Source organism: Sulfuricaulis limicola (genome assembly GCF_002355735.1).
GTDB classification, from domain to species: Bacteria; Pseudomonadota; Gammaproteobacteria; order Acidiferrobacterales; family Sulfurifustaceae; genus Sulfuricaulis; species Sulfuricaulis limicola.
This window is the reverse complement of record NZ_AP014879.1, coordinates 1,478,726-1,505,387: the sequence shown is the minus strand read 5'-3', so window position 1 is coordinate 1,505,387 and position 26,662 is coordinate 1,478,726. Positions and strand designations below refer to the sequence as shown.

Annotated in this window: 25 protein-coding genes and 1 tRNA gene; 25 read left to right on the top strand and 1 reads right to left on the bottom strand. The window is 60.9% G+C overall.

What is annotated here, in order from left to right; genetic code table 11:
• Positions 1-39: 39 nt before the first annotated feature.
• The 9 genes from pheS to rpoS all read left to right on the top strand — a co-directional run bounded on the left by pheS (position 40) and on the right by rpoS (position 8,232).
• Positions 40-1,035 (top strand): phenylalanine--tRNA ligase subunit alpha, encoded by a 996-nt coding sequence (pheS, locus tag SCL_RS07375; RefSeq protein WP_231969857.1) that lies wholly within the window; start codon positions 40-42, stop codon positions 1,033-1,035.
• A gap of 91 nt (positions 1,036-1,126) precedes the next feature.
• A complete protein-coding gene (gene pheT / locus SCL_RS07370) occupies positions 1,127-3,508 on the top strand; it encodes a phenylalanine--tRNA ligase subunit beta (protein WP_096360617.1) in 2,382 nt (793 codons plus the stop codon).
• A gap of 37 nt (positions 3,509-3,545) precedes the next feature.
• A complete protein-coding gene (locus SCL_RS07365) occupies positions 3,546-3,878 on the top strand; it encodes an integration host factor subunit alpha (protein ID WP_096360616.1) in 333 nt (110 codons plus the stop codon).
• Entirely contained in the window at positions 3,871-4,230 is a 360-nt protein-coding gene (locus SCL_RS07360; RefSeq protein WP_096360615.1) for a MerR family transcriptional regulator, read from the top strand. Before SCL_RS07365 ends, SCL_RS07360 begins: the two co-directional genes overlap by 8 nt.
• Positions 4,231-4,320: 90 nt before the next feature.
• A tRNA-Pro gene (locus SCL_RS07355) sits at positions 4,321-4,397 on the top strand.
• A gap of 549 nt (positions 4,398-4,946) precedes the next feature.
• Positions 4,947-5,693: a 5'/3'-nucleotidase SurE gene (gene surE, locus SCL_RS07350; protein WP_096360614.1), complete on the top strand. Its 747-nt coding sequence runs from the start codon at positions 4,947-4,949 to the stop codon at positions 5,691-5,693.
• Between the two features lie 34 nt (positions 5,694-5,727).
• Complete coding sequence (locus SCL_RS07345) at positions 5,728-6,381, top strand: protein-L-isoaspartate(D-aspartate) O-methyltransferase (RefSeq protein ID WP_096360613.1); 654 nt, start codon at positions 5,728-5,730, stop codon at positions 6,379-6,381.
• Positions 6,382-6,412: 31 nt separating this feature from the next.
• The gene (locus SCL_RS07340) at positions 6,413-7,159 is read left to right on the top strand and encodes a peptidoglycan DD-metalloendopeptidase family protein (protein ID WP_197702556.1); all 747 of its coding nucleotides are present in this window, start codon (positions 6,413-6,415) and stop codon (positions 7,157-7,159) included.
• 2 nt (positions 7,160-7,161) lie between these two features.
• A complete protein-coding gene (gene rpoS / locus SCL_RS07335; protein WP_096360612.1) occupies positions 7,162-8,232 on the top strand; it encodes an RNA polymerase sigma factor RpoS in 1,071 nt (356 codons plus the stop codon).
• 96 nt (positions 8,233-8,328) lie between these two features.
• Here the strand turns inward: rpoS and SCL_RS07330 are convergent, their stop codons facing one another.
• Positions 8,329-8,706, bottom strand: coding sequence for an Mth938-like domain-containing protein (locus tag SCL_RS07330; RefSeq protein WP_096360611.1), 378 nt, complete (start codon positions 8,704-8,706; stop codon positions 8,329-8,331).
• A gap of 119 nt (positions 8,707-8,825) precedes the next feature.
• Between SCL_RS07330 and alaC the strand changes: the two genes are divergently transcribed.
• The 16 genes from alaC (at position 8,826) to SCL_RS07250 (ending at position 26,662) form a co-directional block, all read left to right on the top strand.
• Positions 8,826-10,043, top strand: coding sequence for an alanine transaminase (alaC, locus tag SCL_RS07325; protein WP_096360610.1), 1,218 nt, complete (start codon positions 8,826-8,828; stop codon positions 10,041-10,043).
• Positions 10,044-10,149: 106 nt separating this feature from the next.
• Positions 10,150-11,472, top strand: coding sequence for a homoserine dehydrogenase (locus tag SCL_RS07320; RefSeq protein WP_096360609.1), 1,323 nt, complete (start codon positions 10,150-10,152; stop codon positions 11,470-11,472).
• Between the two features lie 112 nt (positions 11,473-11,584).
• Positions 11,585-12,730: a threonine synthase gene (thrC, locus tag SCL_RS07315; protein WP_096360608.1), complete on the top strand. Its 1,146-nt coding sequence runs from the start codon at positions 11,585-11,587 to the stop codon at positions 12,728-12,730.
• A 284-nt stretch (positions 12,731-13,014) separates the two neighbouring features.
• A complete protein-coding gene (locus SCL_RS07310) occupies positions 13,015-13,332 on the top strand; it encodes an STAS domain-containing protein (protein WP_096360607.1) in 318 nt (105 codons plus the stop codon).
• Complete coding sequence (locus SCL_RS07305; protein WP_096360606.1) at positions 13,329-14,696, top strand: methyl-accepting chemotaxis protein; 1,368 nt, start codon at positions 13,329-13,331, stop codon at positions 14,694-14,696. Before SCL_RS07310 ends, SCL_RS07305 begins: the two co-directional genes overlap by 4 nt.
• A gap of 12 nt (positions 14,697-14,708) precedes the next feature.
• Positions 14,709-15,071: a response regulator gene (locus tag SCL_RS07300; protein ID WP_096360605.1), complete on the top strand. Its 363-nt coding sequence runs from the start codon at positions 14,709-14,711 to the stop codon at positions 15,069-15,071.
• A 4-nt stretch (positions 15,072-15,075) separates the two neighbouring features.
• The gene (locus SCL_RS07295; protein ID WP_096360604.1) at positions 15,076-17,100 is read left to right on the top strand and encodes a chemotaxis protein CheA; all 2,025 of its coding nucleotides are present in this window, start codon (positions 15,076-15,078) and stop codon (positions 17,098-17,100) included.
• A gap of 10 nt (positions 17,101-17,110) precedes the next feature.
• Positions 17,111-17,620: a chemotaxis protein CheW gene (locus SCL_RS07290; protein ID WP_096360603.1), complete on the top strand. Its 510-nt coding sequence runs from the start codon at positions 17,111-17,113 to the stop codon at positions 17,618-17,620.
• A 31-nt stretch (positions 17,621-17,651) separates the two neighbouring features.
• Positions 17,652-19,052: a methyl-accepting chemotaxis protein gene (locus tag SCL_RS07285; RefSeq protein ID WP_096360602.1), complete on the top strand. Its 1,401-nt coding sequence runs from the start codon at positions 17,652-17,654 to the stop codon at positions 19,050-19,052.
• A 78-nt stretch (positions 19,053-19,130) separates the two neighbouring features.
• Positions 19,131-20,012 carry a CheR family methyltransferase gene (locus SCL_RS07280; RefSeq protein ID WP_096360601.1) on the top strand — a complete coding sequence of 294 codons (882 nt, stop codon included), beginning with the start codon at positions 19,131-19,133 and terminating at the stop codon, positions 20,010-20,012.
• A gap of 1 nt (position 20,013) precedes the next feature.
• Positions 20,014-20,619, top strand: a complete 606-nt coding sequence (locus SCL_RS07275; RefSeq protein ID WP_096360600.1) for a chemotaxis protein CheD — start codon at positions 20,014-20,016, stop codon at positions 20,617-20,619.
• Between the two features lie 33 nt (positions 20,620-20,652).
• Positions 20,653-21,750 (top strand): protein-glutamate methylesterase/protein-glutamine glutaminase, encoded by a 1,098-nt coding sequence (locus SCL_RS07270; RefSeq protein ID WP_096360599.1) that lies wholly within the window; start codon positions 20,653-20,655, stop codon positions 21,748-21,750.
• A gap of 584 nt (positions 21,751-22,334) precedes the next feature.
• Complete coding sequence (locus SCL_RS07265; protein ID WP_172425963.1) at positions 22,335-23,861, top strand: B12-binding domain-containing radical SAM protein; 1,527 nt, start codon at positions 22,335-22,337, stop codon at positions 23,859-23,861.
• Between the two features lie 74 nt (positions 23,862-23,935).
• Positions 23,936-24,190: an acyl carrier protein gene (locus SCL_RS07260; protein ID WP_096360597.1), complete on the top strand. Its 255-nt coding sequence runs from the start codon at positions 23,936-23,938 to the stop codon at positions 24,188-24,190.
• Positions 24,187-25,551, top strand: a complete 1,365-nt coding sequence (locus SCL_RS07255) for a beta-ketoacyl-[acyl-carrier-protein] synthase family protein (RefSeq protein WP_096360596.1) — start codon at positions 24,187-24,189, stop codon at positions 25,549-25,551. Before SCL_RS07260 ends, SCL_RS07255 begins: the two co-directional genes overlap by 4 nt.
• A 169-nt stretch (positions 25,552-25,720) precedes the next feature.
• A complete protein-coding gene (locus SCL_RS07250) occupies positions 25,721-26,662 on the top strand; it encodes a crotonase/enoyl-CoA hydratase family protein (protein ID WP_197702555.1) in 942 nt (313 codons plus the stop codon).

Sequence of the window (26,662 nt, the reverse complement as noted above, 5' to 3'; positions counted from 1 at the left end):
GAATCCATCGCCACCATCGAAGAGCAGCTGAAGTCGCTGATGCGCGAGGCCGAGGCGGCCGTGGCCGCGGCCGCCGACGTGGCGGCAGTGGAGGACATCCGCGTCCGCTACCTGGGCAAGAAGGGCGCGCTGACCGAACAGTTGAAGAATCTCGGCAAGCTGTCGCCGGAGGAGCGGCCGCGCGCCGGCGCCGTCGTCAACCAGGCCAAGGAAGCGCTGCAGGAAAAACTCGGCGCGCGCAAGCAGCAGCTGGAAACCGCCGCGCGCGACAGCCAGCTTTCGCGCGAAGTGGTGGACGTCACCCTGCCCGGGCGCGGCATGCGCCCGGGCGGACCGCACCCGATCACGCGCACGCTGGAGCGCCTCGAAACCCTGTTCACGCGCATGGGGTTTGCCGTCGCGGAAGGCCCCGAGATCGAGGACGACTACCACAATTTCGAGGCCCTCAACATCCCCGCGAACCACCCGTCGCGGGCGATGCACGACACGTTTTATTTCGACGCGCACCGGCTGCTGCGCACGCATACCTCGCCGGTGCAGATCCGCTACATGAAGAGCCACCAGCCGCCGTTGCGGATTATCGCGCCCGGGCGCGTCTATCGCTGCGACTCGGACGTGACCCACACGCCCATGTTTCATCAGATCGAAGGCCTGATGGTGGACGCAGACGTCAGTTTCGCCGATCTCAAGGGCGTGCTGGGCGATTTCCTGACGCAATTCTTCGAGAAACCGCTGAAACTGCGTTTTCGTCCGTCGTATTTTCCGTTCACCGAACCCTCGGCGGAAGTGGACATCAGCTGCGTCATCTGCGGCGCCAAAGGCTGCCGCGTGTGCAAGAACACCGGCTGGCTCGAAGTGCTGGGCTGCGGCATGGTGCATCCCGAGGTGTTCCGGCATGTCGGTATCGACAGCGAGCGCTGGACCGGCTTCGCCTTCGGGCTGGGCGTGGAGCGTCTGGCCATGCTGCGCTACGGCGTGAACGATCTGCGGTTGTTCTATGAAAACGATTTACGTTTTTTACAGCAATTTAAATAGACAGGATTAACGGGATTTACAGGATTAGAAAACATGTTGCTGTAACTTGAATCCTGTTAATCCTGTAAGTCCTGTCCATTAAGAATTAATTATGAAAATCAGCGAAAAATGGCTGCGTGAGTGGGTGTCGCCCAAGCTCGACACTCAGGCGCTGGCGCATCGCCTGACCATGGCCGGGCTGGAAGTCGGCGCCGTGGAACCCGTGGCGCCGAAACTGGACAAGGTCGTTGTCGGCAAAATCGTTTCCATCGCGCCGCATCCTTCCGCTGACAAGCTCAGACTCTGTCGCGTCGACATCGGCAAGGGCAATGCGCTCGACATCGTCTGCGGCGCGGTGAATGCCGCGGTTGGCATGCGTGCCCCGGTGGCGCTGGAAGGCGCCACGTTGCCGAACGGCATGACGATCAAACGCACGGAAATCCGCGGCGTGGCTTCCTCCGGCATGCTCTGTTCCGCGCAGGAGCTGGGACTGGCCGAGTCGGCCGAGGGCCTGTTGGCGCTGGGTGCCGATGCCAAACCTGGAACGTCCATAACGGAATACCTCGGTCTGGATGACAGTGCGCTGGAAGTCGAGCTGACGCCTAACCGTGGTGATTGCCTGAGCGTCGCCGGTCTCGCGCGCGAACTCACGGCCATCACCGGCGTAAAAATGAAATCCCCCGCCATCAAACCGGTGAAACCGAAACATCGACTGCGTATTCCGGTCAAGCTGGAGGCGCAGCAGGACTGCCCGCATTACATCGGGCGCGTGGTGACCGGCATCAACGCGCAAGCCATCACGCCGATGTGGATCAAGGAAAAGCTGCGTCGCTCCGGTATCCGCAGCATACATCCGGTGGTGGACGTCACCAATTACGTGATGCTCGAGCTGGGCCAGCCGATGCATGCCTTCGATTTTTCGAAAATCCATGGCGCGATTCACGTGCGCCACGCCGCGAAGGATGAGTCGCTGGTTCTGCTGGACGGCAACCGCTTGACGCCCAGGCCGGGCAGCCTGCTGATCGCCGATGATGTGCAGCCGCTGGCCCTGGCCGGCATCATGGGCGGGATGGATTCCGCCGTGAGCGACAGCACCCGCGATTTGTTTCTGGAGAGCGCTTGGTTCCGGCCGGGAACCATTTCGGTGCGGGCGCGCGAGCATGGCCTGCAAACGGATTCATCCTACCGTTTCGAGCGCGGCGTGGATCCGGCCTTGCAGCGGCTGGCCATGGAGCGGGCCACCGCCCTGATCCTGGACATCGTCGGCGGCAAGCCGGGGCCTGTGATAGAGCAGACCGTGAAGCGTCATCTGCCACGCGTCTCCCCGGTTTCCCTTCGCCTGGAGCGCGTCAAACGGCTGCTGGGTCTGGACATGCCCGCAAAAGACGCGGAGATCATTCTGCAGCGTCTCGGCATGAAACCGAAGAAGGCAGGGAATAAATGGACGGTCACGCCGCCTTCTTATCGTTTCGATATCAGCCGTGAAGTGGACCTGATCGAGGAGATCGCGCGCATTCATGGCTACGACAGGCTGCCGAGCCGGCGCCCGCGCCTGGACATGGCGGCCAGCCCGGTGCCGGAGTCGGATATCGGTGAATCCCGCCTGCGTGCCGGCCTGATCGACCGTGATTACCAGGAGGCCGTGACCTACAGCTTCGTCGAGCCTGGCATCCAGGCCCTGATCGATCCGCAACTGAGCCCGGCCCGGCTGGCCAACCCGATCAGCGCGGACATGGCGGTCATGCGCACCTCACTCTGGCCTGGTCTGCTGCAGACCATCCTTTACAACCAGAACCGCCAGCAGACCCGGATACGGTTTTTTGAGCTAGGCCGCATCTTCCTGCCGCAGGGGGAAGGCTTTCACGAGGAGCCCGTGCTGGCTGGCGCTGTCTGCGGCGAGGCTTTGACGGAGCAGTGGGGACTGCCGCGTCGGGCGGTGGATTTTCACGACATGAAGGCCGATGTGGAGGCCTTGCTGGTTTTGGCCGGCATTGGGTCGTTCGTCCGTTTCCAGCCCGGGCAACACCCGGCCCTGCATCCGGGACAAACGGCAGAGATTCATCGGGAGGGAGACGGCCGGATCGGCTTGTTGGGCGTGCTGCATCCCGGGGCACAATCCCGATTGGGTCTGGATCGTCCGGTGGTGCTGTTTGAGCTCAAGCTCGCGGCGTTGCGGAACGGGAAAATCCCTATTTTCCATGAATTTTCAAGATTTCCTTCCATCCGGCGTGATCTTGCTATCCTTGTAGATGATTCCACATCGGCCCAAGCCGTTCTGGATTGTGTGCAAAAGGCGGCCGGAACCTTGCTGGTAAACCTTGAGCTATTTGACGAATATCGCGGGAAAGGCATTGATTCCGGAAGAAAAAGTTTGGCTCTGGGCTTGACCTTGCAGGACTCTTCGCGCACTCTTAATGAGGACGATGTGGAGCGGGTGATGACGCAGGTCATGACCGCCCTGCAGACCGGGCTGGGCGCCCGGCCGCGTCAGTAAAAGTACCTCTGGCATAAAGAAAAGAAGGTATCGACCTATGGCATTGACCAAAGCAGATCTTGCGGAAAACCTGTTTAACGAGCTGGGTCTGAACAAGCGGGAGGCAAAGGAATTTGTCGAGATTTTCTTTGAAAAAATACGGGGGGCATTGGCCGAAGGGGAACAGGTAAAACTGTCCGGTTTCGGCAACTTTTCGTTACGCCAGAAGAACTCCCGTCCCGGCCGCAACCCCAAGACCGGCGAGGAGATCCCCATCACCGCCCGGCGCGTGGTCACCTTTCGCGCCAGCCACAAACTCAAGGAACGAGTCGAGCAGAACGCCAGTGCGAACCGTGAAAAGTTCAAAGAGCAGGCGGAACTGAATGCTTGACCCCGGCGAGAATCACGAGCTTCCCACGATCCCCGGCAAGCGCTACTTCACCATCGGTGAGGTGAGCGAGCTGTGTGCGGTCAAGCCGCATGTGTTGCGCTATTGGGAACAGGAGTTTCCCCAGCTGAAGCCGGTCAAGCGTCGCGGCAACCGCCGCTATTATCAGCGCCACGACGTGGTCCTGATCCGGCAGATCCGCAGCCTGCTTTATGTAGAAGGGTTCACCATCAGCGGCGCACGCAACAAGCTTGAGCTGGACAACCCCGCGCCGTTGGATGTCAATCGTCAACAGGCCATCAAGACGCTCATCAACGAGCTGGAAGATGTCCTGGACATGCTGAAGAAACTCTAAATTATTCTTGTTTCAAGCGGATTCTCCGGTATGATGGCGCCCGCAACTCTGCGGTACATCATGCGGGACCCTTCCACGCAAATACACAAACGGGGCGTAGCGCAGCCTGGTAGCGCACCACCTTGGGGTGGTGGTGGTCGGAGGTTCAAATCCTCTCGCCCCGACCAATCTGATTTTTTGTTTCCTCTATCTCCGGCCTTTGGCTTTGTGTCATTTTCGGTGTCGCATCCTCGTGAGTGGGCGGTTTACAAGTTCCGTCATTCCGGCGAAAGCCGGAATCCAGGTCTTGAATGGTTCGCGCAGCTTTTGCGCGACTCAAAATGGTTTTGTGTCGCCTTCGGCGACGCATACTTGTGGGTGGCTGACCCACGGCAGGTTACTTTCTTTGCTCGTGCAAAGAAAGTAACCAAAGAAAGCACGCCCCCGGATGGCGCGAATACCCCACTGCGCTTCTCGCCGGCACCGGCACGCGCCTCAACTCGCCGGGCGCAAAATACGCGCCTCGGGCTCGAACACGAGGCGCGTGAATACCCCGATGCCGGCTGCGATGCTCGGGCGCGCCATACGGGGTTTTTAAAACACACCTCACCGATTACCGTGGAGTCTCTTATGGGTAGGGTTTTCCAACGCCGGAGCGCACGAACCAATTATGAAACTGGATTCCGGCTTTCGCCGGAATGACAACAGAGAGCCCCCGCGGGAATGACGAGACAAGAATGCGAATACTATTAAGCAACGACGACGGCTATCTCGCTCCCGGCCTTGCCTGCCTGGCCAAGGCGCTCGTGCAGGTGGCGCAGGTGGACGTAGTGGCGCCGGAGCGCGACCGCAGCGGCGCCAGCAACTCTCTCACGCTGACCCATCCGCTGCGCGCGCAGAAGGCCGGCAACGGTTTTTACTTTGTCGACGGCACGCCGACCGATTGCGTGCATCTGGCGATCACCGGGCTGCTGGAGCAGGAGCCTGACATCGTGATCGCCGGCATCAACCGCGGTGCCAATCTCGGCGATGACGTGATCTACTCCGGCACGGTGGCGGCGGCGATGGAAGGGCGTTTCCTCGGGCTGCCGGCCATCGCCGTGTCGCTGGCGGGCAAGGCCGGAGCACATTTTGAAACCGCGGCACAGGTGACGCTGCGGCTGCTGGAAAAACTGAAGCCCGAATCCCTGCCGGCGGATACTATATTGAACGTAAATGTGCCGGACGTGCCGGTCGAGCGACTCGCGGGCTTCGAAGCCACGCGTCTCGGGCATCGTCACAAGGCCGAACCGGTGATTCGTACCAGCGATCCGCATGGCAATCCGGTCTACTGGGTGGGGGCGCCCGGCGCGGAATCCGACGCGGGACCCGGGACGGATTTTCACGCCATCCGCAATCATTTCGTTTCCATCACCCCTTTGCATGTGGATTTGACCCGTTATACTGCACTGGATCAGGTTTCTGCCTGGCTCAGGAAAATCTAGCGGGACCGACTTTAAGGCAAGACTACCGGTGAGAATGGACGTCCACGGCATCGGCATGACTTCGCGGCGCACCCGCGACCGCCTCATCCAGCGACTGCGCGAGGAGGGGATTCGTGATGAGCGTGTGCTGGAGGCCATCCTCCATGTGCCGCGCCATGTATTCGTCGACGAAGCCCTGGCCAGCCGCGCTTACGAGGACACGGCCCTGCCCATCGGCCATGGTCAGACCATCTCCCAGCCCTATATCGTGGCGCTCATGACCCAGGCCCTGCTTGCCGGCGGGCGCCTGAAGAAGGTGCTGGAGGTCGGCACCGGTTCCGGTTACCAGACCGCGGTGCTGGCCGGCATGGTGGACGAAATCTACTCCGTGGAGCGCATCGAGCCGTTGATGAAACTGGCGCGCAAGCGGCTGCGCGAGATCGGCTGCCGCAACGTCCACATCAAGCTCTCCGACGGCAGCTGGGGCTGGAAGGAACACGCTCCCTATGACGGGATCATCGTCACGGCCGCGCCGGCGGCGGTTCCGCCGGCGCTGCTGGAACAGCTGGCGCCCGGCGGCCGGCTGGTCATCCCGGTGGGCGGGCCGACGATGCAGGAGCTGCTGCTGGTGCAGCAGACGGATAAAGGCCCGGTCCAGGAACGCCTTGAGCTGGTCAATTTTGTCCCGCTGGTGAGAGATTCGCTCTGAAGCCGCGACGTTCCCGCCCGGGATGGAACGGATGAAGACCTGCCTGAAATTGTGCGCCTCTGTTTTGCCGGCGCTCCTCATGGTCGCCTGCGGCAGCTTTCCCCTGTCTCCGGTCAGCGAGCAGGGCCGAAGCTTGCGGCAACCCGCCGGCGCCTACCGCGTGGTGCAGCCGGGTGACACGCTTTACAGCATCGCCTGGGAATCCGGGCGCGACTACCAGGACGTCGCGCGCTGGAACCGGATTCCTCCTCCGTATGTCATCAAGCCCGGGCAGCGCCTGCAGTTGTTTCCGCCGTCCGGCACGGAACCGGCACCGCGTCCGGCACCGCCGCCTCCGCCCCGGGTGGACGTCCAGAAAAAACCGCCGCCGGCCAAACCGGCACCGCGCGTGCCGGCAGTGGCGGCCAGAAGGCTGTCCTGGACGTGGCCGGCGCAGGGCGAATTGCTGGAGCGCTTTTCCGCCAACGGACCGAACAAGGGCGTCGACATCGCCGGCAAGACCGGACAGCCGATCCTCGCGGCGGAAGCCGGGCAAGTGGTGTATCAGGGAGGTGGACTTCGCGGTTACGGACAGCTTATTATCATCAAGCATGACGAAGATTTCCTGAGCGCTTATGCCCACTGCGACAAGATTTACGTCAGGGAAGGTAATGTGATAAAACGCGGCCAGAAAATCGCCGACATGGGCAGCAGCGGCACCGACAGAGCCAAGCTGCATTTCGAAGTGCGATATCGCGGCGCCCCGGTGGATCCGCTGGATTATCTTCCCAAAAAGTAATTATGCCGCCACGCAAACCGTCCCACCCCACAGTCAAAAAAGGCAAGGCCAAGTCCGGAGCCAAGACCGAGCCCGTCAAGGTATCGCCGGAAGCTGAAGAGGTCGAAGACGAAGCTCTCGCTCCGGCGGAGGAAACCGAGGAAGAAGCGGAAACCGAAACGGCGGAGGAAACCCCGGCCAAGGCGGCGGCCGAGGACGATGAACCCGAAACCGCCGGGAAAGAGCCACGGGATACCTATTATTCCCATGCGGACGCCACCCGGATTTACCTGAAGGAAATCGGCTTCTCGCCGCTGCTGTCCGCCGAGGAAGAGGTGTTTTTCGCGCGCAAGGCGCAGAAGGGCGACGGCAAGGCGCGCAAGCGCATGATCGAAAGCAACCTGCGCCTGGTGGTCAAGATCGCGCGGCGTTACATGAACCGTGGCCTTTCCTTGCTCGATCTCATCGAGGAAGGCAATCTCGGCCTGATCCGCGCGGTGGAAAAGTTCGATCCCGAGCGCGGTTTCCGGTTTTCGACCTACGCCACCTGGTGGATACGGCAGACCATCGAGCGCGGCATCATGAACCAGACGCGCACCATCCGCCTGCCGGTGCACGTGCTCAAGGAAATCAACATCTACCAGCGCGCCGCGCGCTACCTGTCGCAGAAGCTGGATCACGAACCGTCACCGGAGGAAGTCGCCAACCTGCTCGACAAGCCGGTGGAGGACGTGAAGGGCATGCTGGGCCTCAATGAGCGCGTCGCCTCCGTGGACGCGCCGCTGGATGACGATCCGGACCGCTCGCTGCTGGATGCCATCGCCGACGAGCGCACGCCCGATCCCGAGAAGGTGCTGCAACGCGACGACCTGCAGCAGCTGATCCAGCAATGGCTGAACGAACTCAACGACAAGCAACGCGAAGTGGTCGAGCGCCGCTTCGGCCTCAATCACCGCGAGATTTCCACCCTGGAAGAGGTCGGCGCCGACATCGGCGTCACGCGTGAACGCGTGCGCCAGATCCAGGTCGAGGCCCTCAAGCGCCTGCGGGTGATTCTGGAAAAGGCCGGCTACTCGGTGGATTCGCTGTTTTAGAGAAAACTCATAATAATCTAGCCACAGAGCGCACAGAGATCACAGAGAAAAAAGCAGTTGATTGGCTCTGTGTGCTCTGTGGCGAACTTCTTAGGCTTATTCGCTCTCGATCATCAATAGCGCCGCTACGACGCGGCGGCCGTCGCCCATGAGGATGTTGTAGGTACGGCAGGCGGCGCCGGTATCCATCACCTCGAGCCCGATATTCGCCTCCACCAGCGCCCGCGTCAGGCGGGGAGGCGGGAAGCGCAATTTCGCGCCCGTGCCCAGGATCACGACCTCCGGCCGCATCTCCGCCAGCATCTCGAAATGCGCCGCCAGCAGATCGGCGAAGCTGGCCGGCGGCCAGTCCGTCAGCGTTTGCGGCGTCACGATCAGGCTGCGGGAGTACGCCTTGTCGTTGACGGTGATGCTGCCGGGCGCGTAGGCGCGGACGAGGTTCTGCCCGCCGCCCGTTTCAAGCTGGATTTTCATCGTAAAATTGCTGTCGCATGTGTGTGCGGCTTATTCCCTCATTATGGTGAAAGCCCTATAATGCACGCGTATTCAATATCTTGGCGGCCGCGCGTAACTATAACAGCCCGACGAATCGCATGTCACAAAACGACGAATTCCCCCGCATCAAGCGGTTGCCGCCCTACGTCTTCAACATCGTCAACGATCTCAAGGCGCAGGCGCGCCGCCGTGGCGAGGACATCATCGACTTCGGGATGGGCAACCCCGACGGCGCCACGCCCAAACACATCGTGGACAAACTGGTCGAGGCGGCGCAGCGCGAGGACACCCATCGCTATTCGGTGTCGCGCGGCATTCCGCGCCTGCGCCGCGCCATCTGCCAGTGGTACAAGCGTCGCTACGACGTCGACCTCGACATGGACAGCGAGGCGATCGTGACCATCGGCTCCAAGGAGGGTCTGTCGCACCTGGCGCTGGCCACGGTGGACAAGGGCGACTCGGTGCTGGTGCCGAACCCGAGCTATCCGATCCACGCCTACGGATTCGTGATCGCCGGCGCCGACATCCGCCACGTGCCGCTGGTGCCCGGCGTGGATTTCTTCGCCGAGCTGGAGAAATCCATCAAGAACGCCTGGCCCAAGCCGAAGATGCTGGTGCTGAATTTCCCGGCCAATCCCACGACGCAGTGCGTCGAGCTGGATTTCTTCGAGAAGGTCATTGCTATCGCGAAGGAGCATGGAATCTGGGTGGTGCACGACCTGGCTTACGCCGATATCGTGTTCGACGGCTACCGCGCGCCGTCGATCCTGCAGGTGCCCGGCGCCAAGGACGTGGCGGTGGAATTCTTCACGCTTTCCAAAAGCTACAACATGCCCGGCTGGCGTATCGGCTTCATGTGCGGCAACCAGAAACTGGTGGCGGCGCTGTCGCGGCTCAAGTCCTACTTCGATTACGGCATGTTCACGCCGATCCAGATCGCCGCCATTCTCGCCCTCGAGGGACCGCAGGACTGCCTCGAGGAAATCCGGCAGACCTACCAGAGCCGCCGGGATGTCCTGTGCAACGGCCTGTTCGCCGCCGGCTGGCTGGTGGAGAAACCCAAGGCCACCATGTTCGTCTGGGCGCGCATCCCCGAGGCCTACCGTGCCATGGGATCGATCGAATTCTCCAAGAAATTGCTGACGGAGGCGAAGGTGGCGGTTTCACCCGGCATCGGGTTCGGCGAATATGGCGATGACCATGTGCGCTTCTCGCTCATTGAAAACGAACACCGCACGCGCCAGGCGGTGCGCTCGATTCGCGAAATGTTCCGCAAGGACCGGGTGTCGCTCGACGCGCGCCAAGCGAAAAATTAAGAAATGAATGGACAGGATTAAGAGGATTCACAGGATTAAAAAAATAGCGAGCAAAAATCCTGTTAATCCTGTAAATCCTGTCTAAACAAATCATATTTTTAAAACTATGAAACCCGTCAAAATCGGCATTCTCGGCCTCGGCACCGTCGGCTGCGGCACGGTCAGCGTGCTGGCACGCAACGCCCTGGAAATTTCCCGCCGCGCGGGACGCGAAATCCGCATCGCCCAGGCTTCGGCTCGCGACCTCAGGAAAAAACGCGCCTGTCCCATGGAAGGCATCCAGTTGGTCCAGGATCCATACGAAGTGGTGCGCAACCCCGAAATCGAGGTGGTGGTTGAATTAATCGGCGGCTACGAGCCGGCGCGCGAACTGGTGCTGGAGGCCATCGCCAACGGCAAGCACGTGGTGACCGCGAACAAGGCGCTCATCGCCATGTACGGCAATGAAATCTTCGCGGCGGCGCAGAAAAAAGGCGTGATGGTAGCCTTCGAGGCCGCGGTCGCCGGCGGCATTCCCATCATCAAGGCGGTGCGGGAAGGGCTGGCGGGCAACCGCATCGAGTGGATGGCTGGCATCATCAACGGCACCTGCAATTTCATCCTCACCGAGATGCGCGACAAGGGCGCGGATTTCGCCGACGTGCTCAAGGAGGCGCAGCGCCTGGGTTACGCCGAGACCGATCCGACCTTCGACGTCGAGGGCATCGACGCGGCGCACAAGCTCACCATTCTCGCCGCCATCGCCTTCGGCATACCGCTCAAATTCAAGCAGGCCTACACCGAGGGCATCAGCAAGCTCACGCGCCTGGACGTGCAATACGCGGAAAAGCTGGGATACCGGGTGAAACTGCTGGGCATCGCCCGCCGCACCAACGGCGGCGTGGAACTGCGCGTGCACCCCACGCTCATCCCGGAACGCCGGCTGATCGCCAATGTGGACGGCGCCATGAACGCCGTGCTGGTCAAGGGCGATGCCGTGGGCCCGACGATGTTTTACGGCGCCGGCGCCGGCGCCGAGCCCACGGCCTCGGCCGTGGTCGCCGACCTGGTGGACGTGGTGCGCACCCTGACTGCGGACCCGAACAACCGCGTGCCGCACCTGGCGTTCCAGCCGGACGCGCTGGTCGATCTGCCGATCCTGCCCATCGAAGAGGTGGAGACTTCGTATTACCTGCGCCTGCACGCGCTGGACAAACCCGGCGTGCTCGCCGAGGTCACGCGCATCCTGGCCGATCTCGGCATCAGCATCGAGTCCATCCTGCAGAAGGAACCGCAGGCGGGCGAAGACTCGGTGCCGGTCATCATCCTGACGCAGCGCGTCAAGGAAAAAAACATGAACGAGGCGATTGCCCGCATCGAGAAACTTTCCTCGATCAAGGCCAAGGTCGCGCGCATCCGCCTCGAACACCTGAACCCCGATTGGAAGTAATAGTTTGAACCGCAGAGATCACAGAGGGTGCAGAGATTTTTAAGTTTAAAAATTCTTTCTCTGCGTTATCCGCGCTCTCTGTGGTGAAATTTAATATTTAGGTTTTTACATCATGAATATCGGCAATCGCTACACCGGCCTCATCGAAAAATACCGCGACCGCCTGCCGGTCTCGAAGGACACGCGCATCATCAGCCTGGGCGAAGGTGCAACGCCTTTAATCCAGCTCCGGAACATTCCGCGCGAGCTGGGCAAGCAGGCGGACATCTACGTCAAGTTCGAAGGTTTGAATCCGACGGGCTCCTTCAAGGATCGCGGCATGACCATGGCCGTGACCAAGGCGGTGGAAGAGGGCAGCCGCGCCATCATCTGCGCCTCCACCGGCAACACCTCGGCGTCCGCGGCGGCCTATGCCGCGCGCGCCGGCATCACCTGCTTCGTGCTGATTCCGGACGGCAAGATCGCGCTCGGAAAACTGGCGCAGGCCATGATCCACGGCGCGGTGGTGATCCAGATCCAGGGCAATTTCGACGCCGGGATGGAACTGGTGAAACAGGTAGCCAAAGAGGCGCCGGTCACGATCGTGAATTCCATTAATCCGTATCGCCTGCAAGGACAGAAGACCGCAGCGTTCGAGATCATTGAAGAACTCGGCCGTGCCCCGGACTATCACTGCCTGCCGGTGGGCAACGCCGGTAATATCACGGCGCACTGGATCGGTTACTGCGAATATTCCTCAGCTTCCGGCAAGAATGTGACCGCCGCCTGCACTTTCTGTCAGGGTCAGTGCGCTTACGCCAAAGGTGCCGTGACTGGCAGCCGGCCGAAGATGATCGGTTATCAGGCGGCCGGCGCCGCGCCCTTCATGCGCGGCGCCATGGTCGACAACCCGGAGACTATTGCCACCGCCATCCGCATCGGCCATCCCCAGTCCTGGGATCAGGCCTGGAAGGTGAAAGAAGAGTCCGGCGGCTGGTTCGACGAGTGCACCGATGAAGAAATCCTCGCCGTGCAGAAGTTGCTGGCTGAAAAGGAAGGCGTGTTCTGTGAACCGGCATCGGCGACTTCCGTGGCCGGCGCGCTGCGCGACATCAAGTCGGGCAAAATTCCCGCCGGCAGCCAGGTGGTCTGCACCCTGACCGGCCACGGCCTCAAGGACCCCGATACCGCCATCAAGCAGAGCACCGGCCCGCTGCACAAGGTCAAGGCCGAGTTGGGCGCCGTCAAAAAGACCATCCTGGATAATTTGCCCCGCTAGCCCGGCGGCGTTTTCTGTCATGCCCCGGCCACATCAGGGCCGGGGCCCATTCCCGTCATTTTCAGTCCCCTGTTATCCAGCGGGGATGTCACCGCTATCCCGCAGTAAATCTGCCGTTTCAGACGAATTACCGCTATTCCGGCGGTTATTCCCGCTTATTTTGGGTTGTTTCCCGGCAATCCCCGAGAGGCTGGCACAGGTATTGCTATAACTTAGGTATGCCGGGAAATCCCGGGAAACAGGAACAGATGCGGACAGCAGGACCCCAATAAGGAGGGGTCGTCATGGGAAACAGCATGGATCCGGTACACATCGAGCACACCGCCGACACCACGCATGTGGCGTTGGAGGCGGCGCTCGGCATCCGCGATGCCCGTGCGCTGCATGAAAAGCTCAACACCGTGCTGGCCGCCGCCACCGCCATCGTTATCGACGGCAGCCGTATCGAGCGGCTGGATGCCGCCGCCATGCAGGTGCTGGCCGGATTCACCCGTGCCGCGCGCCAACGCGGCCTGGCGCTCACCTGGCACAGCCCGTCCCCCGTATTGCAGCAGGCCGCGCGCGTGCTCGGCCTTGAAATCATTCTCGAGATGGCGTCATGAGCACACACCTCTCGCTTACGTCAAAAATTTCGTCCTGGCCGCGGTGGTGGCTGTCAGCCGCCGTTGGCATGGGCATTTCGCTGGCGTGGACGGTGCCCTTCGTGCCGTGGTGGGCGGCGCTGGGCAGCGGCTTGTGCGCCGTGCTCACGCTTACCGTGCTCGCGTTTTACGCGCGCAAGCAGGAAGAAGCCGTGCCGTTGCAGGGCGAGGAAGTCCTGGAAGGACACGACGCCAAGCAGGTGCTCGAGCAGGTGGACGACCTGCTGTCGCCATCCAGAGACATCGAACAGATACCGCAGGTGGACGACGTTCTGCAATCGATGGCCGCGGACAATCAGCGACGCCGTCTGGAAGAGCTGATGCGGCGCTGGATGGACGTGGGCCAGCGTTACGGCGAAGCCGCACTGGTGCTGCGCCGCGAGATACAGTCGGTCATCAAGCAGACGGAGCAGGCGACCGGCACCATTGCCAGCAGCTTCGAGGCGGTCATCAACAAGGCCACCATCCAGGCGCGCCAGGCCATGGAGCTGCTCGAAGGCACGCAGGGCGCCGCCAGCGACGGTGCCCCCCAATCCCTCAAGGACTTCATTCAGGTTTCGGACGAACGCCTCAACAAGATGGCTGACGAGGTCGTACGCGTGGCGGATCTTTCCGTGAACATGGTGCGCGAACTCGACGGCGTGCAGAACCGCACGCAGGCGATCGACGGCTTCCTGCTCGACGTGGAAAAACTGGCGGACCAGACCAGCCTGCTGGCGTTGAACGCCGACATCGAAGCCGCGCGCGTCGGCGAACACGGACGCGGGTTCTCGGTGGTGGCTTCCGAGGTCCGCCGGCTCAGCAAGCGCTCGCATGAATTCAGCGACCGCATCCGCGTGCACTTGAAGGAAGTGCGCACCGGCCTCAGCAAGACCTACGGCGACATGCGCACGCTGTCGGCCGCCGACATGGAGCACGCGCTCAAGATCAAGGAAGACGTGATTTCACTGACACGTTCGCTCGAAGGCAAGAACCGCGAAGTGGCCGAGACCGTGAGCCGCATCAACGAGATCAGCAAGGAGATCGCCCAGGACGTGCAGAACGTCGTGGTCTCCCTGCAGTTCCAGGACATCACCAGCCAGAAACTGAGCGGGATGCTGGAGCCGATGGACGACCTGCGCCGCACGCTTTACCACCTGATGCAGGAAACCGCCAATCTGGACAAGGGCCTGCTCAAGAACGTGCCGGGCAACGAAAACTGGCTGTCGCGCATGCACGATATTCCCGCCGCTGAGGCCGAGGTCAAGCTGACGAAGAACCCGGAACAGGACCTGCGCAAGGTCCATGGGGCCGTGGGCAACGGACCCGCCGTGGAGCTGTTCTGAAGGAGGACCGCTATGGCAACCATACTGACCGTCGACGACACCGCCTCCATGCGCCAGATGATCAGCTTCACGCTCAACAGCGTGGGGCACGAGGTCATCCAGGCCTGCGACGGCAAGGAAGCATTACAGCTTCTCCAGGGCAAGAAGATCGACCTGGTCATCGCCGACGTCAACATGCCCAACATGGACGGCATCACGCTGGTCAAATCGTTGCGTGAGCTGGTGGACTACAAGTTCACCCCGATCCTGATGCTGACCACGGAGTCGCAGGAATCCAAGCGCCAGCAGGGAAAGGTCGCCGGTGCTACCGGCTGGATCGTCAAACCCTTCAATCCGGAACAACTGCTGAACGTGGTCAAAAAGGTCCTGGGATAAGGCCATGGCCATCGACATGCGCCAGTTCCACCAGACCTTCTTCGAGGAAAGCCTCGAAGGCCTGGCGGGCATGGAAACCGAGTTGCTGCGCCTGGAAAAGGCCGCGGCCGACAACGGCCATGCTGTCGTCGCCGCCGATCCCGAGATTCTCAACACCATTTTCCGCGCCGCCCATTCCGTCAAGGGCGGCAGCAGCACCTTCGGTTTCGAGGAAGTGGCCGCATTCGCGCACGTGCTGGAGTCGCGGCTCGACGACCTGCGCGACGGCCGCTCGCGTCCCGACCGCCGCATGATCAGCCTGTTGCTGCTTTCGGTGGATTGTCTGCGCAGCCTGATCATCGCCGCCCGCACCGGCAAGGACGTGGACAAGGACGCCATCGATGGCGTGCGCGCCCAGCTGGAAAATCTGGCGAGCGAAAACGTCGCATCCGCTGCCGCGACCGTATCAGCGACACCGGCGCAGGCATCGGGCATGGCGCATTGGGATATCGTGTTCCGTCCGCACCGGCGCCTGTTCCATAACGGCAACGACCCGCTGCGGATATTGCGTGAATTAAGCGACCTCGGCGAGCTCAAGGTGCTGGCCGATCTCGCCGCCTTGCCGGCGTGGGAACAGCTGGATCCGGAAGCCTGCTATCTGGCGTGGAGCCTCGAGTTGATCGGTCCGGTCACGCGCGAGACCATCGCCGACGTGTTCAGCTGGGTCATGGACGATTGCACGCTGGAAGTCACCGCACATCCGGTGCAGTCTCTGGCGCCGCGCTCCATCGCCGAGGCAGTGGCCTCCATGGATTCGCACGCGGACACGCTGCGCGTGAGCGTGCCCAAGGTCGACGCGCTGATCAATACCGTGGGCGAGCTGGTGATCACGCAAACCATGCTGAGCCAGCTCGCGACCAATTTTTCCTTCGACAGCCTTTCCCGGCTGTTCGCCGGCATCGCCCAGCTGGAACGCAATACCCGCGAGCTGCAGGAGAGCGTCATGCATATCCGCATGCTGCCGCTCAGCTTCGCGTTCAACCGGTTGCCGCGTCTGGTGCACGACATGAGCCAGAAGCTGGAGAAGAAGGTCGAGCTGACCATTCACGGCGAGCAGACGGAAATCGACAAGACCGTGATCGACCGCCTCATCGATCCGCTATTGCACCTGGTGCGCAACAGCCTGGACCACGGCATCGAACCTCCGGCGGCACGCCTCGCCGCGGGCAAACCCGAAACCGGGCGCATCGAACTCAAGGCCTACCAGAAGGGCGGCAATGTCGTGATCGAGGTCCGCGATGACGGACGCGGCCTGGCGTATGACCGCATATTCAGCAAGGCCGTCGAACGCGGCCTGTTTCCGGCGTCGGCCAATCCCGCACCCGAGGAAATCGCCGAGATAATTTTCAGGCCGGGGTTCTCCACGGCGGAAGCCGTCAGCGACGTTTCCGGCCGTGGCGTGGGCATGGACGTGGTGCGCAACAATATCCGCAGCCTTGGCGGCACCATCGAGGTTGCCTCGCAACCGGGCCGTGGTACCTGCTTCACCGTGCGTCTGCCCCTGACGCTGGCCATTCTGGATGGCCTGAGCGTGCAGGTGGGCGCGCATACCTACATCCTGCCGCTGGTCAGCATTGTCGAGTCGGTGCGCATCAATCCGGAACAGGTCAGCCGCCCCGCCGGCGGCGCCGAACTGTACGGGCTGCGCAAGGAATACATGCCACTGCTGCGTCTCTACGAGCTGTTTCACGTCGCGCCGCGTTCGACCGATCTGGCCCAGGGCCTGCTCGTGATCGTGGAGGCCGACGGCAAGAAGGCCGGCCTGTACGTGGACGACCTTCTCGGCCAGCAGCAGGTCGTGATCAAGAGCCTGGCGACGCACTACCGCAAGGTCGAGGGTATCTCCGCGGCCACCATCCTGGGCGACGGCACCGTGGCCATGATCCTGGATGTGACCGGGCTGATCCGCCTGGCGCACGCCGGCGCCGCTCGCGAACCGGTTCCGGCCGGCGCTGCGTTTACACCGGCCGTCACGCGAATACTCAACTGAGGGAAAGGACATGCAAGCGGCGCGCGCAATGGAGCAAAAAGAGACGACATCCGGCGAGGAACAGTTCCTGACCTTCCGTTTGCACGGGCAGGATTACGGCATCGGCATTCTCAAGATCCAGGAGATCAAGGGCTGGGACAAGGTTACGCCGATCCCGAACAGTCCGGCCTACGTCAAGGGCGTGCTCAACCTGCGCGGCGTGATCGTGCCGGTGATCGATCTGCGCCTGCGCTTCGGTCTGCCGGAGGCCGAGCGCGACATCTTCACGGTCATCATCGTGGCCAATGTCAACGGACGCCTGGCGGGCATCGTCGTGGATGCCGTGAGCGACGTGATCAATGTCGGCGCCGCGCATTTGTGCGAGGCGCCCGAGTATGAGGGCCAGGAGAATCGTGAGTTCATCAAGGGTCTGGCGCAGGTCGACGGCAAGCTGCTGGTGCTGCTGGACGTCGATCGCCTGGTCAATCCGGACTCGCTGGACAAATCAGCATCCGCGGCACCCGTCGCGGCGGCAAGGTAACAGAACGAATTCAGCGCAACAGGAGCGTACCATGGAAATGTACTATGCAAAGGGTCTCAATCTCCGTGTCAAGATGATCGGCGCCGCGCTGATCATGACCATCATGCTGGTCGTCGTCGGCGGGCTGGGGCTGAGAAGCCTGTCCCAGGTGATGGACGCCATTCAGGAGACACAGGCCATCGTCAAGGACAACACGGCGCTGGGCAAGACGTTGCAGGCGCACCATGAGAAAACGCAGATGGTGTACCGGCAATACCAGATGATCACCATCGGCGGCATCCTGGCGGCGATCATCGTCCCGATCGCCATCGCGATCTATTTCGTGCGCACCGTTTCCAACCCGCTGAACCGCCTGGTGGGCACCATGCAACGTGTGGCCGAGGGTGACCTCACCGCCACCCTGTATACCGATCGCCGCGACGAGGTGGGCCAGGCCATTGGCGCGCTCAACGTGCTGGTGGACGAGTTCCACGAAAGCATGCTGCAGGTTTCGCAGGCGGCCGAATCGGTGGCCAGCGGTTCCATGGAGCTGAGTTCAGCGGCAGAGCAGCTGTCCTCGTCGGCGCAGGAGCAGGCCAGCTCGCTGGAAGAGACCGCCGCCTCGATGGAGGAAATGACCAGCACGGTGAAACAGAACGCCGACAACGCGCTGCGCGCCGACAAGGTGGCGCTGGAAGCGCGCGAATCGGCCAACGAGGGCGTGGTCATGTCGTCTTCGGTGCGGCGCTCGATGGAGGCGATCAATACCAGCAGCACCAAGATCGCCGATATCATCAGCGTCATCGACGAGATCGCGTTTCAGACCAATCTGCTGGCGTTGAACGCGGCGGTTGAAGCGGCGCGCGCCGGCGAACAGGGGCGCGGTTTTGCGGTGGTGGCGTCCGAAGTGCGCAATCTGGCACAGCGCAGTGCTTCCGCGGCCAAGGAAATCAAGTCGCTGATCAAGGACAGCGTGGATAAGGTCCAGGACGGTGCGCAGCTCGTCAACACCTCCAGCAAGACGCTGGAGGGCATCGTGGAAAACGTCAAGAACACAGCCGAGATCATCGCCGAGATCAGTGCTTCCAGCCAGGAGCAGGCTTCCGGCATCGAACAGGTGAATCGCGCCATCATGCAGATGGACGGCGTCACGCAATCCAACGCCGCCCAGGTCGAGGAGCTTTCCGGCACCAGCCAGTCACTGGCCTCGCAGGCGGAACAGCTGCGGGCGCTGGTTTCGCATTTCACCTTCCGGCCCGAGGCGATGAAACGCGTCAGCGGTGTCGAAACGTCGAAGCCCGCCGCTCAGGCCGTGAAGGCGAATGATCCGGCCTCCGTCACGGAAACGGAACACCCGGAAAAATCCGGCAATTCCCGGAACGTGCAATACCTCAAGCCGCGCGTCGTGTCGCAGAAGGCCAGTGCCGCGGGAGGCGACTGGACCGAGTTCTGAAGGAACCGTTCCGTGCAGCAGTCCGGCGCGTGAGGAACATCTGCCACGCGCCGCAATACCAACAACCAGGGAATCTACATGGCGCCCAGCCACACGGTTACCGGAAAGCTCAGTTCGATACTGGATGACAGCCGGCTGACTATTTCGGACGCGGAGTTCCGCCAGTTGCGTGAATTCATCCACGCGCACACCGGCATCGCGCTTTCCGAGCACAAAAAGGCGCTGGTGTGCTCGCGACTGTCCAAGCGCCTGCGCCATCATGGCCTGCGCCACTATTCCGACTATTACGTGCTGCTGGTCGAAAACGATCCCGAGGGCGCGGAATTGATGGCCATGATCAATGCCATCACTACCAACAAGACGGATTTCTTTCGCGAGCCACATCATTTCCGCTTTCTCTCCGAGCACGTATTTCCGGCCTACAGGCAGAACCCCGGTCGCGAACGGCCGTTGCGCCTGTGGAGCGCGGCTTCCTCGACCGGCGAAGAGGCGTATTCGCTCGCCATGACCGCCCTCGAGGCCATGCCATCCTTCAATGAACAGGACATCCGTATTCTCGCGACGGATATAGACACCGACGTGCTGGCCCGCGCCGCCAGCGGCGTTTACACGCAGACGCAGGCGTCGCATATACCCGAAGCCTTGCTGCGCCGCTATTTCCTGAAAGGGCAGGGCGCGCACCAGGGCGAGGTGATGGCCAAACCCGTGCTCAAGTCGCTGGTCCATTTTCACTGGCTCAATTTGCAGGAAGAGCCCTGGCCGATGCATGAAAAGTTCGACGTCATTTTCTGCCGCAATGTGCTGATCTATTTCGACAAGCCCACGCAGCAGAAGCTGTTCCGGCGCATGGCCGGCGTGCTCAAGAAAGACGCCTACCTGATGCTCGGGCATTCGGAGGCCATGCATGGCCTGAACGATCTCTTCAAACCCGTCGGCCACAGCATCTACCAGAAGAAATAGCATGAAATCCATCCAGCCCAGGAGCGCCACGGGAACACGCCTGCCGGCCAGTATCGACGCTGACCTGACGCGCATGACTATCCACATCGGCGGACTGCACGCCAGCCGTCAGCCGTTGTTGCTGGATACGGTGCTGGGTTCCTGTATCGCCGCCTGCCTCTACGATCCGGTGCTGGGCATGGGCGGCATGAACCATTTCATGCTGCCGGAAGGTTCCGATCCCGGCGATCCGACGAGCACGCGTTATGGTGTGAACGCCATGGAATTGCTGATCAGCGACCTCATGAAGCTCGGCGCCGACCGCCGCCGCTTCCAGGCCAAGGTTTTCGGCGGCGGCCACGTGCTCAATATCCGCGAAAGCCTCGACGGCGTGCCGCAGCGCAACATCGATTTCGTCAGACGCTTTCTGGAGACGGAACAAATTCCGATCGTTCGTGAGGATCTGGGCGGCTATCAGCCGCGCCGTGTCCTGTTCCAGACACATACCGGCAAGGTTTTTCTCAAATACCTGGGCAAGACCGAGGCCGAACGCACGGCGGAGGAAGAAGTGGTGTACCTGATCAGCCTGAAGAAACAGAAGACCGATGGCGACGTCACGCTTTTCTGACACGCGCTAAACCGTTCGGAACCGGAAACCGACATGCAAGACAAGCAAAAAATAAAAGCGCTCATCATCGACGACTCGGCGTTGATGCGTCAGGTGTTGACCGCCGTGCTGCAACAGGACCCGGAAATCAATGTCGTCGGCACGGCGGCCAACCCGCTGATCGCGCGCGAGAAGATCAAGTCGCTGAAACCCGACGTGCTGACGCTCGACGTCGAGATGCCTGGCATGGACGGCATTACCTTCCTGGAAAAATTGATGCGCCTGCATCCCCTGCCGGTGGTCATGGTGTCCTCACACACGGAAAGGGGCGCGGCCGCCACCCTGCGGGCGCTCGACCTGGGAGCGGTGGACTTTGTCGCCAAGCCGCAGGGCGGCGTGCGTGAAGGCCTGAGCAACGAGCTGGTTGAGGAAATCCGCGCCAAGGTGCGCGCAGCGGCCGGCGCCCACGTGCGTCCCGCGCCGGCGACGCCGGTCGTCAAGATCAGGGTACCGTTAATTCAGACCGTATCGTCCAATTGCCGCGATGGCATTATTGTCATTGGCGCTTCCGCGGGCGGCACCCAGGCTATCTCGGAAATCATGGCCAAATTGCCGCGCTCGACGCCGGGCATCGCGATCGTGCAGCACATGCCGCCCAGGTTCACGGCTTCATTTGCCGAACGCCTGCATCAGCTTTCCCACATCGAGGTGCGCGAGGCCAAAAGCGGCGACCGGCTGAAGCCAGGCGTGGCGCTGGTGGCGCCGGGAGGATTTCACATGGAGATCATGCGCGCCGGCGGCGGGTATGCGGTGCGGGTTTTTGAGGGGGAGCCGGTAAACCGCCACCGGCCTTCTGTCGACGTCCTGTTCGATTCCACGGCGCGTGTCGCCGGTCCCGAGGCCCTGGGCATCATCCTGACGGGCATGGGCAGCGACGGGGCCCGCGGCCTGCATGCCATGAAAATGTCAGGCGCATACACCATCGCTCAGGATGAAAAAAGTTGCGTGGTATTCGGCATGCCGGAACAGGCCATACGGCTCGGCGGCGCCTGCCAGGTAGCGCCGCTCGAACGCATGGCCGATTACATCACCGCCTGGTCACAACCGGAAGAAACGGCGGGCGCCAGCCCGCACCGCGACAAATCCCTGTAATTACAGGTTCGTTTTGCAATTGCCGCGACGAACGGTCGGGGCGCGTTGTCTCGCTTTCCGAAACCGTCAACCGCCGTGCGCTTACTCCATCGCGCAGGATTATGAAAAGCGGCGTCGTGTCCGGCATGCCCGGCGCAGGGCGGTACGACTTGTGGCGGTGGGCGAAATTACACCTCTTATACGCATCGCCTGCCGCATCATGGATTGGGTCCGGCAAGAATACCCGATGAACATCTCCCGGTACTGAGTCTCGGCTGGAACCTGTCTCCAACAACCCTTTCTTTTGCGCGGCGGAGGGCTGGACGAAAGCTATCAAGCCGAAATAGCGATCTTTTTTGCATTTTTTATTTCCATTCATTTACCAAGGTTTGTCGGCCAGGCAACTCGGGGCTCCGGCCAGCGCCTCCGATTCATGGCTCCGGCGCTTTCTTTCTTGCAACTCAAGGAAGAGTCGAGCATTATCTGAGGACTCGAAGCGAAAAAATTGACACGGATCAGAGTTGTAACGCCATTGGATGGCTAGAGTTCGTCTGGGCTTGGGGAGGCCCGGGAGGCAGGACCAGATACTTACAACAGGGAGTACCATGGCGCAGCTTCGAGTGGTGTTGATCAAGCCCAGCAAGTACAGCGTGGATGGATCCGTCGAGCGCTTCAAAAAGGGCTACATGCCCAATGCCACTTTGTGGCACATCGCCAGCCTGACCCCCGGGCGCGTCGGCAAGGCAGCGATCGAAGTTATCACCGTGGATGAGTATGTGTGGCAGGATTTGAGTTACCTGCGCTGGCTGCACCATGACCCGGATGTGATCACCCTGCTGGCGCTGGTCGGCGTCCAGTCCCACCAGTTTCACCGCGCACTCGACTTGGCGGCTTACGCCCGTCACCACGGCGTGCGTCATTGCGTCATCGGCGGACCGCATCCCATGACCTGTGATACCACTTCGTTACAGGGGCGCGGCGTGAGTTTTGCCTTGGCCGAGGCGGAGCTGATCTGGCAGGAAATTCTGGAAGATGCCGTGGCGGGGGAATTGCAACCCGTGTATGGCGCTGGCCGACGCTGGGCGGACGAGCTGCCGAACATCGTGATCAATCCTCCGAGCCAGGCTGATCTGGCAAGGTATGGAGCTCCGGTATTGGGGCTTTATCCTGTGCGGGGTTGTCCATACCGTTGTAATTTCTGCTCTGTCATCAAGATCTCGGGCAGGCAAGTGCGAAATCCCGACATCGAGAGCACCCTCGAAAGCCTGCGGCGGGCAAAACATGCCGGCGTGAAGATCATCAAGTTCGTGTCGGACAACTTCAACAAATTCCCGCAGGTACGGGAATTGTTGAGAGCCATGATTGAAGAAAATATCGATCTGCCATTCTATTGCCAGTGTGACACCCAGATCGCAAAAGATCCGGAACTGGTGGAGTTGCTCGGCCGCGCGCGTTGTTACGAGATGTTCGTGGGTGTCGAGTCCTTCAACCGCAAAACACTCAAGGCGGCAGGTAAACACCATAACCATCCGAAAAGTTATGCTGAAATCGTCCGGCTGTGCAACATAGCCGGCATCCGCCCGCATTTTTCCAACATCATCGGATTTCCTGAAGACGACGAGGAGGAGATCCGGCATCACGTTGATGTGCTGAAAACACTGCGCCCGAGAGTTGTGTCCTTTTATATTCTCACCCCCATTCCCGGTACCGAACAATACGACGATTTCCTGGCGACCGGCATGATCGCGGAAAAAAACCTCGACCGGTTCGATGGAAGTTGCTATACGTGGTCACACCCGAAACTGCCGCGCAAACAGCTGGAAGACCTGTTGTACCACAGCTACGTCAACTACTACGGTTTCCTGCTGAAAGACAAGAATCTGCCTGACGACGACCTGCGTTTCGCCACGTTCTGCCGCTACACGGCAGGCCTGCGCAGACACCCCATGGCCGGAGGCTACGACAGGCTGAAAATAGACAGCATGACTGATTATTCCGCCCTGCGCCAACAAGCCTACGACATCGATTATGCGCCGCTGCCGGCAAGCCTCCGGCTTTCTGTCCATGACGACGAGCTGAACCGCCGGGCGGATTGGCGCATCAAGGTGCATAGTGCGCCGGCCACAATTTAAAATTACGGACACCATGGACGGTGCTGGAGCATCAGGATTTTCATTCATTTTAAAACCGCTCGGGTGATATATCTATGAACGTCAATGTGCAGCAGCGAGTATTCAAGGTTTTTTCTGAAGTATTGAATCGGAAAGAAACCGAAATTCAGCCGGAATTATCGCTCCGTGACGACCTACAGCTGGACTCCCTCCAGCAAATGACGTTGTTCATTGCCCTGGAAGACGAGTTTGAACACAGCCTGCCACCGGAAGAGGTGACGGGGCTTGTCACCGTCAAGGACATCGTCTCCTTCATAGACAGGAAACTCCAAGAAACCGCTTCCGCATGAACCGGCGGGTAGTGATCACGGGGGCCGGCGTCGTCAGCTCCCTTGGCAGTGACGTGGACGTGTTCTGGTCCCGGTGCCTGAGTGGAGCATCGGCGGTTGTGCCTGTTCCGGCAAGCTGGCCATATCACTCCGAACTGCATTCTCGTATTTGGGCGCCGCTGCCTGAGCTTGATCCAGAGTCCCTGGGTGTAGCACGTGCCGAACGGTTACAGCTCGACCCGGTAGCCATGCTCGCCCTCGGTGCTGCACGCGAGGCTATCGGACGCGCCGGATTTTCCCTTGTGCCGGCCGGCGAACGTTCACGCAATTTCGTATTGTCCGGAGCCGACAGCGCACGGACCGGCGTCTTTTTTGGCACCGGGCTCGGTGGGGCGATCACCTTCCTGCAGAATCACACACATCATCTGTTCCGCAAGTCACGCGCTGCTTTAGCAGCCTATACCGATGAACACAAAGGCATGGAGGACCATACTGTACTGGATGGTGTAATCGCGCAGATGACCCACGGAACGCGCTTCAATCCCTTCGAGGTGTCCATGGTGATGCCGAACGCGCCCGCCGCGGCGATCGGGATCAAATACAGCCTGACGGGACCGAATCAAACCTGTTGCCTCGCCTGCGCCTCGGGCACCGTGGCTGTAGGCAATGCTTTCCGGGCGGTAAGAGACGGTCGCGTCGATGTCGCTGTCAGCGGAGGCTGTGAATATTTCGCCGATGAACATGGCCATATCTTCCGGAGTTTCGACGTCTCGGGGACCCTGGTACGCGAATTCGCCGATCCACAAACCGCAAACCGGCCATTTGACGAAAAACGTTCGGGGTTCCTGTTCAGCCAGGGCGGAGCGGCGTCGCTGGTGCTCGAAGAACTGGAGCACGCCCAACGACGTGGTGCGCCAATCATGGCGGAAGTAATCGGCTTCTCCGAGACTTTTGACGCCCATTCCATGATGAGTCTTGCGCCCGGAGGAAAACAAATCGAACGCATGATTCGCTCCACACTGTCGGATGCCGGTGTGTCACCCGACGTCGTCGATTACGTGAATGCCCACGGTACCGGTACCCGGAACAACGACGAAATCGAGGCTGGCGTCATCGAGCGCGTGTTCGGAAAATCGGTGCGCGTCAATTCAACCAAGTCGATCCTGGGGCATACCATTGGCGCCAGCGGGGCATTCGAGGCGCTGGTCACGGCGTTGACCCTGCGTGATGGCAAGACGCACATCTGCAAAAACCTTGACACACCCTTGCTCGATCTCAACTTCGTGCGCCGCGTTGAACGCTTCGATCCACAGGTGGGTTTAACACAATCCTTTGCCTTCGGCGGTCACAACGCGGCCGTGGCGATGCGGCGATTCAGTTGAGGGTTCTTGTCTGGATTGTGGCATTTCGGCCATGACCAGAGATATCTGGAAGAATTACGTTTATGTACGCCGCCGGAAGGCCGCGGAAGCAAATGCTGTTACGCAATGCAAAAACGGGGCCGCTTGTTTTTTCGTTTTGGGGCAGTGATACTAGGTCGCACCAGTCGCCATGCATCTGACTGAAAAGCAGGCTTGCAACCGAAAAGGGGCGGTGAAAATGGACGGCAAGCAACAAGCGCAGGGGTGTTTCCCGCAGGGACATTACCGCGAGCTGGTCACGCGTTATGATGCCGAGCAGCGGGCGGCTTGGTGCTATATGCGACCAGCCTCTCGTCCCTGTTACACACCTGAGCTCATTTCCGAGCTGGAACATTTCCACCGCAGTATTGAGCAGTGCGTGAGACATGAGACCGAACATGGCAAGCGCAGTGGACTGCGGTTTTTGGTAGTAGCTTCACGTATACCCGGTGTTTTCAGTCTCGGCGGCGATCTGGCGTTGTTCCTGACGCTGATCCGCGCTGGCGATCGTGAAGGACTTTTTCGTTATGCCAAGGCCTGCATTGACTTGCTGCACGTGGGTTATCATCTGCCGATTACCACGATCTCACTGGTGCAGGGCGATGCATTTGGCGGCGGCTTTGAAGGTGCGCTGACCAGCCGGGTTCTGATCGCCGAGCGTCGGGCGCAGATGGGGCTGCCGGAAATTCTTTTCAATCTTTTCCCCGGGATGGGTGCTTACAGCCTGCTGGCGCGCAAACTCGACCCGGCGCGTGCCGAGCGCATGATCCTGAGCGGACGTATGTATTCCGCCGAGGAGCTCTACGAGATGGGTGTGGTGGACGTGCTGGCCGAAAACGATCAGGGGGAAGAGGCCGTATATGCCTATATGAAAAAGTACAACCGCGCGCATATTGGCCATGAAGCCGTCCACAAGGTCCGACGGACCTATCATCCCATCAGCTACGATGAGCTGATGCGCATTGTCACCATCTGGGTTGATTCGGCGTTACAGCTCGGCGAACGGGATCTGCGGGTGATGGAACGGATTGCTCGGACCCAGGAGAAGCTGGCGATTCTGCGACCTGTCGTCGAGGAACAACAGCTTGCCTGA